The sequence below is a fragment of the Streptomyces sp. AC555_RSS877 genome, from assembly GCF_019049245.1.
Lineage (GTDB): Bacteria > Actinomycetota > Actinomycetes > Streptomycetales > Streptomycetaceae > Streptomyces.
Genome location: NZ_JAGMUK010000049.1, coordinates 1 through 15,718 on the forward strand (window position 1 = coordinate 1; position 15,718 = coordinate 15,718).

The 15,718-nt window shown below is 68.3% G+C and carries 18 protein-coding genes and 1 pseudogene; 10 read left to right on the top strand and 9 right to left on the bottom strand.

Annotated features, from left to right (window positions below):
* The first annotated feature begins 713 nt into the window (after positions 1-713).
* The 5 genes from KUM49_RS20775 to KUM49_RS20795 all read left to right on the top strand — a co-directional run bounded on the left by KUM49_RS20775 (position 714) and on the right by KUM49_RS20795 (position 4,978).
* Positions 714-1,571: an NAD(P)H-binding protein gene (locus KUM49_RS20775; RefSeq protein WP_217238395.1), complete on the top strand. Its 858-nt coding sequence runs from the start codon at positions 714-716 to the stop codon at positions 1,569-1,571.
* Positions 1,572-1,840: 269 nt separating this feature from the next.
* On the top strand, positions 1,841-2,197 hold the full coding sequence (locus tag KUM49_RS20780; protein WP_217238396.1) for a hypothetical protein: 357 nt from the start codon (positions 1,841-1,843) through the stop codon (positions 2,195-2,197).
* Positions 2,198-2,453: 256 nt separating this feature from the next.
* Complete coding sequence (locus tag KUM49_RS20785) at positions 2,454-2,804, top strand: hypothetical protein (RefSeq protein ID WP_217238575.1); 351 nt, start codon at positions 2,454-2,456, stop codon at positions 2,802-2,804.
* Between the two features lie 77 nt (positions 2,805-2,881).
* A complete protein-coding gene (locus KUM49_RS20790; RefSeq protein WP_217238397.1) occupies positions 2,882-3,298 on the top strand; it encodes a hypothetical protein in 417 nt (138 codons plus the stop codon).
* A 570-nt stretch (positions 3,299-3,868) separates the two neighbouring features.
* Positions 3,869-4,978 carry a sugar ABC transporter substrate-binding protein gene (locus tag KUM49_RS20795; RefSeq protein WP_217238398.1) on the top strand — a complete coding sequence of 370 codons (1,110 nt, stop codon included), beginning with the start codon at positions 3,869-3,871 and terminating at the stop codon, positions 4,976-4,978.
* A 361-nt stretch (positions 4,979-5,339) separates the two neighbouring features.
* Here the strand turns inward: KUM49_RS20795 and KUM49_RS20800 are convergent, their stop codons facing one another.
* From KUM49_RS20800 to KUM49_RS20820, 5 genes are all read right to left on the bottom strand, one after another.
* Positions 5,340-6,125, bottom strand: a complete 786-nt coding sequence (locus tag KUM49_RS20800) for a VOC family protein (RefSeq protein ID WP_217238399.1) — start codon at positions 6,123-6,125, stop codon at positions 5,340-5,342.
* A gap of 174 nt (positions 6,126-6,299) precedes the next feature.
* A complete protein-coding gene (locus KUM49_RS20805; RefSeq protein ID WP_217238400.1) occupies positions 6,300-7,175 on the bottom strand; it encodes a PhzF family phenazine biosynthesis protein in 876 nt (291 codons plus the stop codon).
* A gap of 261 nt (positions 7,176-7,436) precedes the next feature.
* Complete coding sequence (locus tag KUM49_RS20810) at positions 7,437-8,228, bottom strand: GvpL/GvpF family gas vesicle protein (RefSeq protein WP_217238401.1); 792 nt, start codon at positions 8,226-8,228, stop codon at positions 7,437-7,439.
* A complete protein-coding gene (locus KUM49_RS20815) occupies positions 8,225-8,623 on the bottom strand; it encodes a gas vesicle structural protein GvpA (protein ID WP_217238576.1) in 399 nt (132 codons plus the stop codon). The genes KUM49_RS20810 and KUM49_RS20815 overlap by 4 nt, the downstream gene beginning before the upstream one ends.
* Before the next feature lie 311 nt (positions 8,624-8,934).
* Entirely contained in the window at positions 8,935-9,276 is a 342-nt protein-coding gene (locus KUM49_RS20820; RefSeq protein WP_254401558.1) for an N-acetyltransferase, read from the bottom strand.
* Positions 9,277-9,832: 556 nt separating this feature from the next.
* On the opposite strand from KUM49_RS20820, the gene KUM49_RS20825 reads away from it, so the two are divergent.
* Positions 9,833-10,342: a GNAT family N-acetyltransferase gene (locus KUM49_RS20825; RefSeq protein ID WP_217238402.1), complete on the top strand. Its 510-nt coding sequence runs from the start codon at positions 9,833-9,835 to the stop codon at positions 10,340-10,342.
* Positions 10,343-10,867: 525 nt separating this feature from the next.
* Here the strand turns inward: KUM49_RS20825 and KUM49_RS20830 are convergent.
* The 3 genes and pseudogenes from KUM49_RS20830 to KUM49_RS20840 form a co-directional block, all read right to left on the bottom strand.
* Positions 10,868-11,227: pseudogene (locus KUM49_RS20830) on the bottom strand (GNAT family N-acetyltransferase); the annotation flags it as partial.
* A gap of 193 nt (positions 11,228-11,420) precedes the next feature.
* Positions 11,421-12,101: a methyltransferase domain-containing protein gene (locus KUM49_RS20835; protein WP_308406679.1), complete on the bottom strand. Its 681-nt coding sequence runs from the start codon at positions 12,099-12,101 to the stop codon at positions 11,421-11,423.
* Positions 12,102-12,311: 210 nt separating this feature from the next.
* Positions 12,312-12,503 (bottom strand): hypothetical protein, encoded by a 192-nt coding sequence (locus tag KUM49_RS20840; protein WP_254401559.1) that lies wholly within the window; start codon positions 12,501-12,503, stop codon positions 12,312-12,314.
* A 367-nt stretch (positions 12,504-12,870) separates the two neighbouring features.
* Here KUM49_RS20840 and KUM49_RS20845 point away from each other — a divergent pair, with 367 nt between their 5' ends.
* Positions 12,871-13,512: a polysaccharide deacetylase family protein gene (locus tag KUM49_RS20845; protein WP_217238403.1), complete on the top strand. Its 642-nt coding sequence runs from the start codon at positions 12,871-12,873 to the stop codon at positions 13,510-13,512.
* A 142-nt stretch (positions 13,513-13,654) separates the two neighbouring features.
* On the opposite strand, the gene KUM49_RS20850 is transcribed toward KUM49_RS20845, so the two are convergent.
* The gene (locus KUM49_RS20850; protein ID WP_217238404.1) at positions 13,655-14,101 is read right to left on the bottom strand and encodes an ATP-binding protein; all 447 of its coding nucleotides are present in this window, start codon (positions 14,099-14,101) and stop codon (positions 13,655-13,657) included.
* A gap of 212 nt (positions 14,102-14,313) precedes the next feature.
* Here KUM49_RS20850 and KUM49_RS20855 point away from each other — a divergent pair, with 212 nt between their 5' ends.
* The 3 genes from KUM49_RS20855 (at position 14,314) to KUM49_RS20865 (ending at position 15,591) form a co-directional block, all read left to right on the top strand.
* Positions 14,314-14,676 (top strand): STAS domain-containing protein, encoded by a 363-nt coding sequence (locus tag KUM49_RS20855; protein WP_217238405.1) that lies wholly within the window; start codon positions 14,314-14,316, stop codon positions 14,674-14,676.
* A gap of 122 nt (positions 14,677-14,798) precedes the next feature.
* On the top strand, positions 14,799-15,089 hold the full coding sequence (locus KUM49_RS20860) for a Tn3 family transposase (RefSeq protein WP_217238406.1): 291 nt from the start codon (positions 14,799-14,801) through the stop codon (positions 15,087-15,089).
* Positions 15,016-15,591: a hypothetical protein gene (locus KUM49_RS20865; protein WP_374200183.1), complete on the top strand. Its 576-nt coding sequence runs from the start codon at positions 15,016-15,018 to the stop codon at positions 15,589-15,591. The genes KUM49_RS20860 and KUM49_RS20865 overlap by 74 nt, the downstream gene beginning before the upstream one ends.
* Positions 15,592-15,718: the final 127 nt, after the last annotated feature.

The following is a 15,718-nucleotide window of genomic DNA, read 5'->3' on the forward strand; positions in this document are numbered from 1 at the left end:
GTTCAAGACTTCCGCCCGGGCGATCCTGATGGCGCGGGCTCCTCCGTTCTTCCCTCAGTGATCAACTACCTGTCAAACGGGGGACTGCGAACTGCTGTACTGCGTACCGCTGGTGATGCGTACTGCTCCGTGGCCTGTGACAGCGCCACGTTTCGGCAGCCAGCCCCGTCGCCCGTCGTGCGTCTGCTCTGGCTTGGAACCCCACTGCCGAACCTCCCGGTGCGCGCGCCCGCAGCCGACGCCTTCACCGAGGTACCGCTCACTCACTTCACTGCTGGATCCTGCGAACTGCGACTTGCTGCACTTCTGACCGGCAGTTCGTGTCTGCCAGGCCCTGCTGTCTCTCTGAGCTACGAGAGCAACCATAACCACACCACCACCCAATGTCTACTCCAGCCACCACAGATTTCCGCGCACCCGACGAAGAGATAATCAGCCCCGATCCGAACAGTGACGGAGGACGAACACCAGACAGAGCCGGCCGCAACTGAGTCACCCCTTGATGCCGGCGCCAGCCGGCCAAGCCGGATCCAGACCACTCCCCGTCACAGATCTGATGACGGATTAACCAGCCCAGAGCCGAACCAGCTCACTGCCGCAGCGCCTGCCCCGCAGAACCGCAAGTTGAGAACCTCTCAATGACTGCCGCTCAAGCCGGATTTGGCCGCGACCTGCGGACAGGAACTGACCGCATCGCTCCCTACGGTCGTTCCATGACCCAGACGCAGAAGATTCTTGTCGCCGGTGCCACCGGAACCGTCGGCCGCCAAGTCGTCGCCGAACTGCTCACCCGCGGCCACGCGGTCCGCGCCCTCACCCGGGATGCATCGAGGGTCACGCTCCCGGACGGCGTCGAGGTCGTCCAGGGCGACCTCACCGAACCCGACAGCGTGATTCCGTCCTTGGAGGGCGTCACCGGCCTCCATCTGATCACCTTCGACGGGCCTGACTTCGCCCCGTTGGAGACCGGCCCCCGGATCCTGGAGCTGGCCCGCGAGGCAGGCGTGCGGCGGGTCACCGTGCTGCATGGTGGCGGGCCGTCGCTGTTGGAAGACGCCGTGCGGGCGGACGGCGGTGTGGAGTGGTCTGTTCTCATGCCGGTCGAGTTCATGGCCAACGCCCTGGAGTGGGCGGAGGGGATCGTGGCCTCGGGTGAAGTCCGCGAGCCGTTCGTCTCCCGGCTGAGCGCCATGGTGCACGAGAGCGACATCGGCGCCGTCGCCGCGGTCGCGCTCACCGAGGGGGGCCACGGAGGCCAGGAGTACGTGATCACCGGCCCCGAGCTGTTGACCGTCGGCGACAAGGTGGCGACGATCGCCGCCGCCCTTGACCGGGAGATCGCCCTGGTCGAGCTGGCCGAGGAGGAGGCCGTCGCGCAATGGCGGGCGGCGGGTCACCCGGAGGACGTCATCGGCTTCCTGCTCGAGGCGTACGGGGACACCCCGGAGGTGGGTCGTACGGTCGTCGACACGGTCGAGAAGGTCACCGGCCGCCCGGCCCGCACTTTCGCCCAGTGGGCTGCGGAGCACTCGGACGCCTTCACGGCAACGGCCCCCGCACACACGCCGTAGCACCGCGTCGTAGGTGACACGGACGCGGAAGGATCCGCAAGACAGGTGTCGACCGCGTCCGCGTCCTGCGTCGCCCGGCAGAGCCGCGTGACTCCCCCTCTCGCGAACATCGACTATCCGCCTGGACTCCCGTCCGACGCACGCCGCCGCCCCTCGGACGCGGAGCACCTTGGCAGGCACCGCGCGGTCGCGGCCGCCGGCCAGGCCGCGGGACCGGAGGAGTGGCTTCCGTCATAGCCCAGCCGCCCCGGCCCTGGTGGGGTGGCTGGATGCGTACCGCCCTCCCCGCCGTGCGCGGCTACCTGCCGCCGCTCCTGGTTCACCTCCTGATAGGAGTCCCCACGGCCCTCGCAGTCCTCTGCACACGCTGGTACATCGCCTACGGCCACTGCCAGTACGACGACCTGGGCCGCCGCGACCTGGACGGCTGCACCTACGACCAGATCGAGAACAGCGGCTTCGCCCTGATCGCCCTGATCCTCATCGGCGCCCTCGTCCTCCTCCTGCTCCTCCTCTTCGACGTCCTCCGCCCCCTGCACGCCGGCCGCCCGCTCAAACCACGCCTGCTCACCCTGCCGGCGGTCCTGATCCCGTACGCGGTGTACGTGATGAACGGGGGGTGGTGAGCACTGTCGAAGCGGACTGTCGTCGGGAGGGCGCTTCTGCTTCGGGGGCTGCCTTCGTGAGCCGAGGATCGGACGCCAGGGCCCTGACCGGCCGTCCGGCGCGTCCCTGGCTGCCGGGGTCCTGCGGGTCCTGCCCTTGACAGTCATCAAGCGCCTCCACGCGAAGTGCAGCCAGACTCGCTGGGCGGCAAAGTGGACGGAACCGGCCGAGCGCGCTTCCGCCACGGACGGACTGGCCAGTGGGAGGTTGCACAGCATGTTGTCTCATGCGCTCGAGCGTGGCGTCCTCGTCATCACCGTGCACGACGATCCCGGCATAGTCGGGCGCGCCACGCTTGCGGTGGAGATCAGCAACCTCGTTGACGCCCACAAGCCGCTGCCCGTCGTCATCGTCCTTGACGAGCCGGCCACCGGCGGTGCAGCGGTGAGTGCGGTCCTGCGCGCTCATCGCATGTGCAGCAGCCATGGCGTCCGGATGTCCGTGGCCACCGGCAGTGCCCCTGCGCGACGGCTGCTCGAGACGAATGCCGACACCAGCGGCCCTCGGCTGGTCATTCACGCGCGGACCGACACCGCCATCGCCGCGGCTTTCACCGCAGCCGTGTGACGGACGTTTCGCCTTGCGCCGAGTCTGGTTGGGCAGGTGGAGGAACCTCGCAGCATCGTGGTGCGTCAAGCCTTGGCATGGAAAGACAGACCAATCCGCCCTGGATGGCAGGCTGCTTGACATTGATCGCAGGGGCGCTCGCTGGCTTTGGCGCCTACCGGCTGTCCCATGCGGCGCGCCGGACCTGCGCCGTCATCCTGCGGGAACACCCGAGCCTGTTCGATCCGTGGACCTGGGAAGCACCGCTGACAGTCCTCGCGGCGGGATTCACGGGCTTGGCTGCGTGGGCGCTGCCCGCAGTCATGCTGCGGGATCGAAAGCGCCGGTACCTGAACTTGCTGATACCACCTGTGGTCTTCCTGGCAGCAATGCTCGCACTGGCTCTGGTGCACTTCGCCTGGCTCGGGACACCGCTCGGGGTGGGGAACGACACCAATGGCGACTGCTCCTTGGACAATGTCCCACCCTGGTGGCCTGGATGGCTGCCTACGTGAGGTGGGCGACGGAGGAATTCTTCCTGGTGATCGATGGTGTGACGGTCGATCCCGGCCAGCAGATCGTTCAGGTCGGTGGTGGCCCAACTACCCGAGTGGCTCGCCCTGCCAGGTGCGGACGTACAACACCAGCACGCGGGCGGATTTGACGGCCTCGACGCGGAATCCGGGGTCAGTGATGAGGAATCAGGAGCGGTGCTGCCAGGGCTCGGGGGCGCTCCTGGTCAGCCAGCGGCGCACGGCGGAAGCCGACACGAAGGCGACGAGGCCCTCCGATGGCCTTACGGGCCGGACCTGCAAACGATCACCGGTACAGCGGCACACCGGTCTCGACGGGTAACTGGCGGGCCGGCGCTGTGATCTCAGCGGACTGGACTGTGGTGAGCCTGCGATCGTGCTGCCGTCGCGTTGCTGCTTGGCAAAGACCCGGCGACGCAGTGTACGAGATGCCATCTCGCATATCGTAAGCTAGTTCCGTTCGACGCTGAGGGTCGCCTCCGTGTTGGCCTTTCAGTCGCGTGGGCGGCGATGCAGCGCCCACGTCCGGATCGCACCTGAAGTGAGCTCCCGATGCGACGTATCGCCATATCCGTGGCCGCCACCACCATCTCCGTCTCGCTCGCCGGATGCGGCGCGCTCAACGCGACGGGGAGCATGGATGACGCGAGCCCGACCAAGGGCGACGACATCAACGTGGGGCTGCTGCTGCCGGAGAAGTCGAACCCCCAGTACGAGCAGTTTCACTACCCCGTCATCAAGGCGAAGGTCGCGTCCCTCACGCACGGCAAGGGCCGGGTCGAGTACGCCAATGCCGAGGCGGACGCGGGCAAGCAGGCCCGACAGCTGAAGCAGATGATCCACGAGCGGGTCGACGTGATCCTGCTGGACCCCGTCGACGCGCACGCCATCGCCGGCGGGGTGAGGGAGGCCAAGGAGGCCGGAATCCCGGTCATCGCCTACGACCGGCTGGCCGAGGGCCCGATCGACGCGTACATCACCTTCGACAACGAACTCGTCGGCGAGGTGCAGGGCCGCTCCCTGCTGGAGGCCCTCGGCGAGGACGTCGGCATGTCCGACAAAATCGTCATGATGAACGGCTCGCCCACCGACCCGAACGCCCAGCAGTTCAAGGCGGGCGCACTCCGCGTGCTCGACGGCAGGGTGACGATCGCCAGGTCGTTCGACACCAAGGACTGGAAGCCGCAGAACGCCGAGAAGAACATGGCCGAGGCGATCAAGGAAATCGGCAAGAACAACATCAAGGCCGTCTACGCCGCCAACGACGGCCTGGCGGCCAGCATCGTCAAGGCGCTGAAGGCCGCAGGCGTGACCAACCTCCCGCCGATCACCGGGCAGGACGCGGAGCTGTCGGCAGTGCAGCGGATCGTCAGCGGCGAGCAGTACATGAGTGTGTACAAGCCGTACCCCCAGGAGGCCGAGAACGCCGCGGCGATGGCCGTGACGAAGGCCCAGGGGAAGGACATCCAGTTCGACGCCCTCACCGGCGAGAGAGTCAACAGCACCACCCACAAGGACATCCCGACACACCTCGTGCCCGTCGTCGCCCTGAGGAAGGACAACATCAAGGACACGGTCATCAAGGACGGCATGTTCGAACCGTCCGACATATGCACGCCAGAACTCGCAGCCGCCTGCGCGGCGGCAGGCCTGCAGAAGTAGTGCTCCTGACCCGCTTCCTCGGCGGGCCGCCGACATGCTGATGGGCTAGGGCATCGGCGCACTGATCGGCCCGGGCCACGACTGCAAGCGAGCCGCCAAGGCCACCAGCGCCGCCGAGTCGCTTCTCCCAAAGGGTCCCGCCCGGCAGCACCGCCACCCTCGCTGAGGTGAAGAAGCCGAACCGGCCCCGGGGGCCGCTCCGGACCTCACCTCGCGTACCGGCACCCGCACCCGAAACACGGTAGAGCCACACGACGGCCGAGAGCCGCCCTGGCCACGGGGCCCTCAGAGACGGCCGCGCCCCCGGGCTCTCGCTTCGCCGTCAGGGGAGGCCCAGCCCCACAGCCCAGCCCGCTCGGCGTCAGGACGACAGGGCGAGGACGCAGAACTCGTGGCCCTCCGGGTCGGCCAGGCACGTCCACGGGACGTCGCCCTGGCCGAGGTCGAGGTCGGTGGCACCGAGGGTCCGCAGTCGAGCCACCTCCGCTGCTTTGTCGTCACCGGGGTACGGCAGCAGGTCAAGATGGACGCGGTCTGGCACGGTCTTCCCGCCGGGCGTACGGAGGAACTCGAGATACGGGCCGACACCCTTGGCGGAGCGCAGCACCGCATGATCGTCGGTCACCTCGTGCAAGGTCCAGTCCATCGCCTGGCCCCAGAACCGGGCCATGGCCCGCGGATCCACGCAGTCGACCACCACCCGGGCGATCGGCCCGGTGTCCCGGTAGGTTTCCCGAGGATCCAGCACGCAGAACTCGTTGCCCTCGGGGTCGGCGAGGACCGTCCACGGCACTTCGCCCTGGCCCACGTGGGCGGGCGTCGCACCGAGAGCCTGGAGTCGCGCGACCAACTCCACCTGGTGGACCGCAGAGGTGCTGGCGAGATCGAGGTGCACACGGTTCTTTGTCGTTGTCTTGGGTTCCGGGACGGCAACGACGTCGACGCAGACGGCGACCGGGTCCGGCCAAGCGAAGCCGCCGACGGGTCCACCGTCGGTCCCGACCGGTCCCACGTCGGTCGCGCCGGGTCCCGTGTAGGTCGCGCCACGCCCCTCGTACAGACCCCAGCCGAGCGCCTCCGCCCAGAACCGGCCGACCGCCGAGTCATCAAGGGCCTTTATGTTCACCTGGACAGGTCGCAGTGCCATGCTGACGACCCTATGCACTCTGCAACAACTTCCACAGGTGCCGTTGCCAAACTAAGTGCTGGAGCCTCTGCGGTGGGTGACGGCGCTCCTCGCGACTTGCTCTCGGAGGTCACCGTCTTGTGCTTTGGCACGCTCTCTGACCACTGAAGAAGACTGTGCGTCATGGCCGGCGTTTCAGCCGATGCGAGCTCCTGCGCCGCTGACACGGACGCGCGAGTCACCCGCGCGCAGCGTCACCGTGAGCTCGCCGGGGCGGCCCAGGTCTTCCCCTTGGTGCAGGGTCAGGACGGCGTCCTCGGCGACCAGGCCGAGTTCCCGGGCGTACGCACCGAACGCGGCGGCCGCAGCGCCGGTCGCCGGGTCCTCGACGACGCCGCCGACTGGGAACGGGTCACGGACGTGGAAGACGGTCGCCGACTCCCGCCACACCAACTGGACCGTGGTCAGGTCCAAGCGGTGCATCAGGGCCTCCAGGCGCGCGAAGTCATACGCGAGATCTGCGAGGCGGGCGCGCGTCGCCGACCCGAGAACGAGATGGCGGGCCCCGGCGAACGCGATACGGGGCGGGAAGGCCGGGTCGAGATCAGCAGCCGGCCAGTCAAGCGCGGCGAGCACCTCCGCGAGGTCGGCGTCGGTGATCTCCTCGATGTGCGGCTCGACACTGGTGAGCGTGGCCCTGACCGTCCCGCCCTCCTCGACCACCTCCACCGGTACTGTCCCGGCCCGCGTCACGAACATCAGTTCGCCGGGACCTATCCGCTCGGCGAGTGCGACGGCCGTGGCGACGGTGGCGTGCCCACAGAACGGCACCTCGGCCTTGGGGCTGAAGTATCGGATGGTGTACGCCCGCCCCTCCTGACCACCGAGGCCTTCCGGGGGCGCGGTCAGGAACGCGGACTCCGAGTATCCGAGATCGGCGGCAATGGCCAGCATGCCGCTGTCGTCCAGGGCAGCGGCGTCCAGGACGACGCCGGCGGGGTTGCCGCCGTCGGGGTCGCTGGAAAAGGCCGTGTATCGCAACACCTCAGGGCGCGGCGCATTCGTCGTCATGTTCGCGGCAACGCGAGGCAGACCCGCGGCTATTCCTGCACGCGGGATCGCAGGTGGGGACGGAGGCGGACGGGTCCACGCTGTTCACCCGGTAGGGCCATGAGTCGCTCACTGGGCATCACAGCGGGACCATCGTCCTGGGAGCAGGAAGGGCTCGCTGGGAACCCCCGCACTTACGGCCCGCGGTAGCGCTGCACCGGTGGGGATGCTCGTCTTGCAGGGCTGAAGCCGCCGCCCAGGGGCAGGCGGCGGCACTGCTTCTTACCCGTCCGTCGGCCGGGCTGCCGCGGCTCCGAACGCTTCTGCGGTGGCTCCTTCGGCCTCCTGGGACGAGGGGGTGTCGACGAAGCTGTAGGGCGGCAGAGGGCCGTGAACACGCAACTCCAGGTGCGGGTGCTCCTGACGGAGTTCCTCGACCGCTGCCAGGAACTGCTCCGCTGAACCGCGGTCCACCAGGAAGGAGAGGTTGGCCAGCCAGCCGGTGCTCTGTGGCCCGACGCTGACTGCCTCGGCCGCCGGCGCCAGCGCCTGCTGAAGCAGTTCCGCGTCAGTCGCCTCGCGCGCGTGGACGGCATCAGCGACCATCTCTCCCATGCGGACCTTCTGCTCGTGCGACCCGCCGCCGGCCTTCCGGTTCGCCTCCGCCAGGGACCGGATCTCGTCGTTCTCCCCCATCACCAGGCGCAGCACGCCCTCTTCGTTGTGGTTGGCCTTGAGGTTGTACTCCGCCTTGCCGTCCAGCGTGCGCAGCCGCTCCAGGAGGTGCTCCGCGCGTTCGGCGAGCACCGTGGTCACCGTGTCGTCGTCCGGGGAGGTGCTGCCGAACCGCATCGGCAGGACCACGTCATCCGCCCCGGCCGCATCCAGTACCCGTTGGTGAGCAAGCAGGTCACGCCGCTTGGGCCGCAGTTTCTCGGGGGCTTCACTGACGATCGCGGCCAGCTCGCCCTGACGCAGAACGCGCACCGGCCGCGGAGGGTCTCCGATGCCCTCCAGGTCCTGCGGGAGTGAGGAGTGCGAGGCGCGGATGATCCCGTAGACGTAGTTGCTCATCCCTCTTGCTCCCTCCTGCGCGCGGCGGTCCGTGCCTTGCCCTCGTCACGGGCCTGCTGGAAGGCGTCGGAAATTGTCTCCGCGGCGCCTGACAGGGCTCCCTTGGTCTTACCGCGGGCTCCGGATTCGGTGAGCTTGCCTGTGAGTTCCGTGAGCCCGGCCGGCTTGCGCGGCCCCGCCTCCAGATCGAGACGGTTGCACGCCTCGGCGAAGCGCAGGTACGTGTCGACGCTGGCGACCACGATCCGGATGTCGATCTTGAGTATCTCGATACCGACGAGGGAGACCCGCACGAACGCGTCGATCACCAGCCCGCGGTCGAGAATGAGCTCAAGAACGTCGTAGAGGCCACTGGAACCTCCTCCGCCGCCACCCTGCTGTGTCGCCACGGTCATCACGACCACCCCTTGTCATCCGTCTCTGCGTGGTCCCGTCGACGCTGCCCCTCGCTGCGACGCAGGCTTCAGGTTGCGGGTAGCCCCCACCATCCACGATCAAACGCATGTACGAGTTCCCGGCGAGGCGGACCTGCGACGCAGCCGAGTCCGTCCGTGCGGCTGCGTGCCCTGCATGCGCACCCGCCCCCTCCGGCTCAAGCCTCTTGACCGGCAGAACGGAACCGCTGCGATGAGTGGACATCGCGGCACTGCTCTCGGGCGCTTGCCGGCGTGCCCGACATGCGAGCCGCTGCCACGACGGTCGACGGTCACGAACCATGACGGGCAGTGGCCACCACGGCGGACCGAACGTGGGAGCAGTTTCCTCCCCCGGCCGCCTTGGGGATGCGCATCCGGTGCAGCAGATCGCGGGTGAGACGCTTGTCGAGCGTGGTGCTCCAGGTGACACCGGGGTACTGGGAGCGCAGATGCGACAGGGCCCTCGTACCCAGGCCGCAGTCCCGGAACGGTTCGTCGAGGACGACCCCGGTGATGACGCCCTTGGCACACTCCTCGCAGGCTCGATAGGTCACCCGCCCGACCACCTTTCGGATGTGCACCAGCAGCAGACACTCCTCACCCGCACCCTCCGGAGCGAAAGAGGGCAGCATCTCGATTCCGCGGTAGGCAAGGAGCCTGCGATGCCACCGGCCGCCTCGTCGTCCAGAGCGCCGATGCCTACCCCCGGCCTGCCGCATCCGCAGCCGCAATGAGGCGCCCGCCCAGGCTCCTGACTCGCCGTGCACATTGCTCATGGCGTACATCGGGTTTCCCTTCATGCCATCGCGTGCCCGCAACCCTCCGCCCTCATGTCACGACGCCCAGAACCCCTTGTTTCGCGCCCGACACTCGCAGCGGCGCATCCCGCCACGCGGCCGACTTCCTCCACCGAGTTGAGCGCCTGCCGACTGGAGCCGTCTCCCCACACGGCCATGCGATCCCGACGCGAAATCCGGTCGGTAGGCGCATCAAAGCCCGCTTCGGTTTGGAACTCGCCCCGTCTACGTAGGTGGGCCCTTTTGCCTCTTGGTAGGGCAGGGCATAGCGGTCGTCGCACACCGGCCAGCACCATCGCTGTCTGCCAGGGTCCGCCTTCATGACCGACTGTCAGCCGTTCCAACTGCCCAGACATGGCATCGCACTTGGTCATGGGCGAGGCTGGGGCCCATGGAGATCAGAAGGGGCCGCAGGAGCGATGCCACCGAGATAGCGGCGCTGCATGCCGAGAGTTGGCGTACGGCTTATGCGCAAATCATGCCCGCCAGCTTCTTGGGCGGCTCTCTCCTGGAGGATCGCCTGGGGCTTTGGCGTGGCCGACTGGACGATCCTCTACCGGGCGCGGCGCTGTTCGTGGTGGAGGCCACAACCGAAATAGATGGCTTTGCATACTTGATGCCTCAATCTGACGGCCGACTGTTGTTGGACAACCTGCACGCCAGACCAGGCCGCACCGGGTCCGGGATCGGCGGCCAGCTCCTGGCACATGCCCTGGCATGGGCAGCCGATGAACATCCGGGCAGGCCGGTCTACCTGGACGTGCTGCGCGCCAATACCCGCGCCATCGCCTTCTACGAGCGGCATGGTGCCCTCCGCATCGATGAACGTGTCTGCGGGTTCGAGCAGGGCTTTGATCTGCCCGAACTCGAGTACACCTGGCCCGTATCCGCACCCGCCTGAGTAAGCAAGCACCGTGCTGCGGCTGACGGGCACCCCAAAGAGGCCAGCCATCCGAGCTCCCGCCCGGCCGGCCAGGGGGAAGCCGGCCGCCGCCAGCGCTGAACTCAGACGCTCGGTCCACCGGCCATACTTCCGGGTCAATCCCGGCACCTGCTCAACGAACGTCAGGCGTCCGCACGGAGCGACCGGGCAGGCAAAGCGGCGGACTCGCAGACAGAGCACCACCCGACGCCCCGCGCTGGGAACATCCGCAGGAAACCGCAGGTAGGAGCTACGAACCCCGATCGACCAGTTCCCGCAGCCCGAACACACCGAACCGGTCGTCGTGCTGCGGGCCTCGACTCGTAGCGCCTCGTTACTCACGACCACCGACACGACCGACACGTCCCCGATCGACGGGCAACAGCAACTCCTCCACCCGGCGCACCACTTCTTCCGCGATCCCGAACTGTCAGGTACTTGAGCCAGAACCTGAGTTTCAACAGCGCTGTGGGCTCCGTCCTAGCAGTGCTGTCGAGCACGAGCTCAAGCAGACGGCGTGACCGGGGACCGCAGGCCGAGCCACTGCTCGGCGTCCCAGGCATGGAACCGCTCTACCTCGGTGAACCCTAGCTTCGCCGCGAGGCGCATCGAGCCGACGTCGGCGGTTTGGGTGCTGAGCACCACCGGCTCGCCGGGAAGGGCGCCGTCGAACCAGTCGAGGGCCGCCGCGCACGCCTCGGCGGCGTACCCGAATTCCCACGCCCGCGGCAGGAACATATAGCCGAGATCGGCCTTCCCCGCGGCAGCCGGGCGACGGTGCCCCGTTGCTCTCCTGAGCAGAATCTGGCCGATCACCGACCCGTCGAGATCAACCACGAAACTTCCGGGCCACCGCTCGGGCACACAACTCGCCGCCCGTGCCGGTCTCCGCCGCACGACTGTGCACCAGGCCGCCCAGTCCAGCAGGGCAAGACGCGCGGCCCCTCCGCACAGGTTAAAGATCAAATTAGGCGATGCACGCTCTGTCATTCTCAGTACTTCAGCGTCATGCGCCATTCTGAGCAGGCCGACGGGCGTCCAGGGGTGTGCCGGCGCATCACCGGGTCTCCGGTGTGCCGGGGCGGCGGGCGTAGCAGAACAAGTGCTCCTCGGGGACGGCGAGTTCACCGGCCGGCACGAACGCCGAGACGGCGTGGTGCAGGACCGTCAGCCCGCACTCCTCCCGGAGTATCCGGAGGTAGTCGTCCGCCGCGAAGCTGGAGACGCGGACTGGCCGACCCATGAACTCGATGTGGACGCCCTCGACATCGGCCGGCACGGTGGCCGTCACGAGGTAGCCGCCCGGGGCCAGCCAGCCGGCCATCCGCCGCAGCGCCGCCGTGGCCTGCGCCCGCGTCATCATCAGGAGCGGGAAGAACGCGCAGACCGCCTCGAAGCCGCCTTCCGGAGCGAACTCTCGTATGTCGCACTGCTCGAACCGGGCGGCCGGCACCTGTTCTCGGGCCAATGCCACCATGACCGGTGAGACGTCGATGCCGGTTACCGCGCAGCCCGCCGCCGCCAGCCGCTCGGCGACCGGCCGCCCGGTGCCGCTGCCGACGTCCAGTACCCGGGCCCCCGGCGGTAGCCGCCCGGCCAGCCACTCGACCGCCTCCCACTGGGCCGGCAGCCGGCCGAACGCCTCCTCGTACGCGAGCCCCAGCCCGTCGAACAACTCGGCCGCCGACATGCTCCCGTCCCCGCCCGCCCTGCGTTCCGTGCCCGCTATGTCGTCCACGGCACCCCCTGTCAGCCGGCCCGGGACCACCCGCGGGCCACCACCAGCCCTACCCCGCCCGCGGGGCCCACTATCAGCAGAGATGATTCCACCCGGCCGCCCTTCGGCCGTTCCACCTCGCGGCCCCGGAGCCGCGGCGGTGTGGTACCGGACGGCTGGCGCAGGACCGACGGGGTCTTCGGGCACCGGCCAAGGGTCGGGTACGGCCCATCAGGCGTCGGCCTCCTCCGTGAAGTGCTGGAGGAGGGCTGCCTGGATGTGCTGGAGGAACAGGGTGTTCTGCTCTGGGACAGCCGGGTCGTCGGCGACCACGTCAGTGACCAGCGACGGCTGCCAGTCGTCCGCGTTGTTGAGCGAGTGGTGGGTGTCGAACCGGACGGTGACCGTTTCACCGGCGGGCACCTCGACGCTGTACGAGCCGCTTCTGAGAGCCGTTCAGGCGCACCTGATTCCAGGTTCGCCCTGTGCGCAGACCATGTAATTTCGGTCGGATAACGCGTCCGCGTTGCGCATGGCCTCCGGCCGTACGCCCATCATGTGCGTGATCGCCGACGAGGCGCGGCTCCCTCAGCAGCCCATGCGGGCGCATCTGCAGGCACGTTCGCCCGCCGCGATCGACAGGCTACGCACTCACGATGTTTGCCGTGCCTAGGAGAGGCGACCTTGGGTAGGCGGCAGGTGTTGGCAGGGAAGCGGCGAACGCCTGGGGAGGTCAACGCCGCTTCCCTGCTGCCTGCCGAGATGGGCGGGCCGCCGCCGAGGAGGAGGCGTGAAAGTCACCCTGACCTTCGACAACGGCCCCACCCGACCGGTCACCTCACAGGTGCTGGACACTCTGGGGCGCTACGGCGTGCCGGCGACGTTCTTCCCGGTCGCGCAGAAATTGAGGCAGCCGGGCAATCGCACCGCGGCCGAGCGTGCCGCCGCCGAGGGGCACTGGATCGGCAACCACACGCTGACCCACGCGGTCCAGCTGGGGGACACCGACGACCCCCACCTGCCCGAGCGGGAGATCGGCGAGGCGCAGGAGATCATCGGCGACCTCGCCTCTCCCGGCCGCCTGTTCCGCCCGTATGGCCGAGGCGGCATCCTGGACCGCAAACTGCTCAGCCCGGTCGGGCTGACGTACCTGCAACAGAACGCCTACACCTGCGTGTTGTGGAACTGCGTCCCCCACGACTGGGACCAGCCCGACCGGTGGGTCGACCGCGGCCTGCAGGACGTCACCACTCGCGACTGGAGCCTCGTCGTCCTGCATGACCTGCCCACCGGTGCCGTGGATCACCTGCCCCGCTTCATCGACGGCCTGCTCGAACTGGGCGCCGATATCGTCCAGGACTTCCCGCCCAGCTGCGTCCCCCTCCGGGCCGGACGCCTGACGCTGCCGGTCGATCACCTGCTGCCTGCCTGACACAGATCATTCGCGCTGAGTCAGGCAAGGCCGGGCCCTGAAGTGGGAGGCCCGAGGCCCTCGATGGCATTCGGCCGGGTTGCGTAGGGGGCCAAGGCTGAAAGCCGCAGATCCTGGTCGGTCTGCGGCTGGAGTGCGGGCGTTACTGGGGGCGGCGTCCCGTGACGTCTCCGCCGGGGTCGTCGGGCAGGGCGATGCGGGCGGTGATGCGTTTGCCGACCGGCTCCCGCTGGACCTCGAAGCCCTGGGCGACGGCCATGACGATCTCCAGGCCGTGCTGCCCGACTCTGCCCGCATCGGTGGCCCGAGCCACCGGCAGGACGGGATCGCTGTCCCACACGACCACTTCCACCACCGAGCCGACGATGCGCAGCTCCATCAGCACGGGTCCGGAAGCGTATTTGCGGGAGTTGGTGACGAGCTCGCTGACCACCAACTGGGTCAGGTCCATCGCCCGTGCGGACACCGGCAGGCCGTGTACGGCCTGGACTCGGCCGAGGAAGTCCACCGCACGGTGACGAGCCTCGGCGATGCAGGATCCGTCGCCGTCCAGGGCGATGGTGTCCTGTATCGGAGGAGCGCCGGGCATCACGCTGTCCTCACCCTCGGGAACTGATTCCGCCGGTTCCACCTTGTTTCCCCCGTTCATCCGCCTGCGCTTACCCCGGACTCCGCCTCGCATGCCCCTTGCGCTCGGTTACGTAAAGGGCCGAACGGCTGTTCACCGTAATATCGGGGCTGGGCTGCCAACGCACACGGCGTCGGGGCCCGAGCCCATCAGCGAGCACAGTCGAGGAAACAGTGACAGACACCCACGGAGCAGCCCGGCCCGGCCTGTCGATCGACCACACCACCGTCGACGACGTTCGGGTGGTCACTCTGCGCGGCGAGATCGACCACACAGTCACGAACGAGCTCACCGAGGCCCTGCTGTCCTACGGCAGCGTGACGCGGCCGCGGACCGTGGTGGACCTCAGCGGCGTGACCTTCATGGACTCCAGCGGCGTCAACGTCCTCATCGGGGCGCACCAGGCCATGAGCGACGCTCAGGGGTGGCTGCGTCTGGCCGGCGCCCAGGCATCGGTGCGGCGGGTTCTCGAGCTTGTGGGTCTGGATCAGGTCATGCCCTGCCATCCCACCGTCGAGCAGGCGCTGGTCCCCTGACCGGCTCTGTCGGCCTCGGCGTCCTGTCTCTGGCCCAGCGAGCCGTGGATCACCGTGCCGAAGCTGGAGCCGCTGGCGGAGCCCACCGGTCTCCAGGCGCTTAAGGACGAGGTCGTACGCCGATGGGTGTGCTCGACCTGTTGGACGTGTTGAAGAACGCCGACTTCCTGACCGGCTTCACGGACGAGTTCTTCTCGGTCGCCGCGTACGAACGCATCGACCGTGCCACCCTCCAGCGGCGCCTGCTGCTGGCACTGTTTGCTCTGGGCACCAACATGGGCATCCGTGCGATCGTGGCGACCGGGCGAGCACGGCGGGACCGAGGCCGCCCTGCAGCACGTGCGCCGGCACTTCAGCATCCGCCTCTACCGCCCGGACGACACCCCGCCGGCTGGCGCTCGGCGACTCACTGACCCGGCCGATCCGCTGGGATCTGATCGAGCAGCAGTACGGACCAGATGGCGCACGGCAGTTGCCGAGCAGGAACATGCCTGGACGCATTTTCACGACACAACCATGGCGGCCGGCCTGCTGGAGCACGGGTATACCTGGCAGTCGGTCTACCGGATGGGGCGCTTCACGCTCTCCCGCTTCCTGCCGCCGTTCCGTCCTAAGCAGGAGAACCACATCGGTGAGGCCATCACCGACCACAGAGGCAGGATCGCCTACCTCAAGACGTTTCGTCTGTCGGAGACCCAGGTCCGTCGCGGTCACCTTCTCAGCAGGCTTGCCGCCAACGACTGGCATCTGGCGAACACCGCATCCGATCTTGGCATCGATGAGGCTCAGCTGGGGCTGCGACTGGAGTCTGCCGGCTTCGGTCTCCTGCTCCGCCAGGACGTTTTGGACGGATACCGCAAGCACGGACGAACCTGGTCCGTGAGCGCGGCACGATCAACTGGCCTGCCGCAGTGAATGCCGGATTTACTGCGGCGGTGAGCCTGGGAGGGGTGGGCGGGGTGTCGGTCGAACTGGCGAACGCGTCGTTGGGCGGGGGGCGCGCTTCCGATACCGCGCGGCCGAGGTGCCCCTGTCCCCCCTC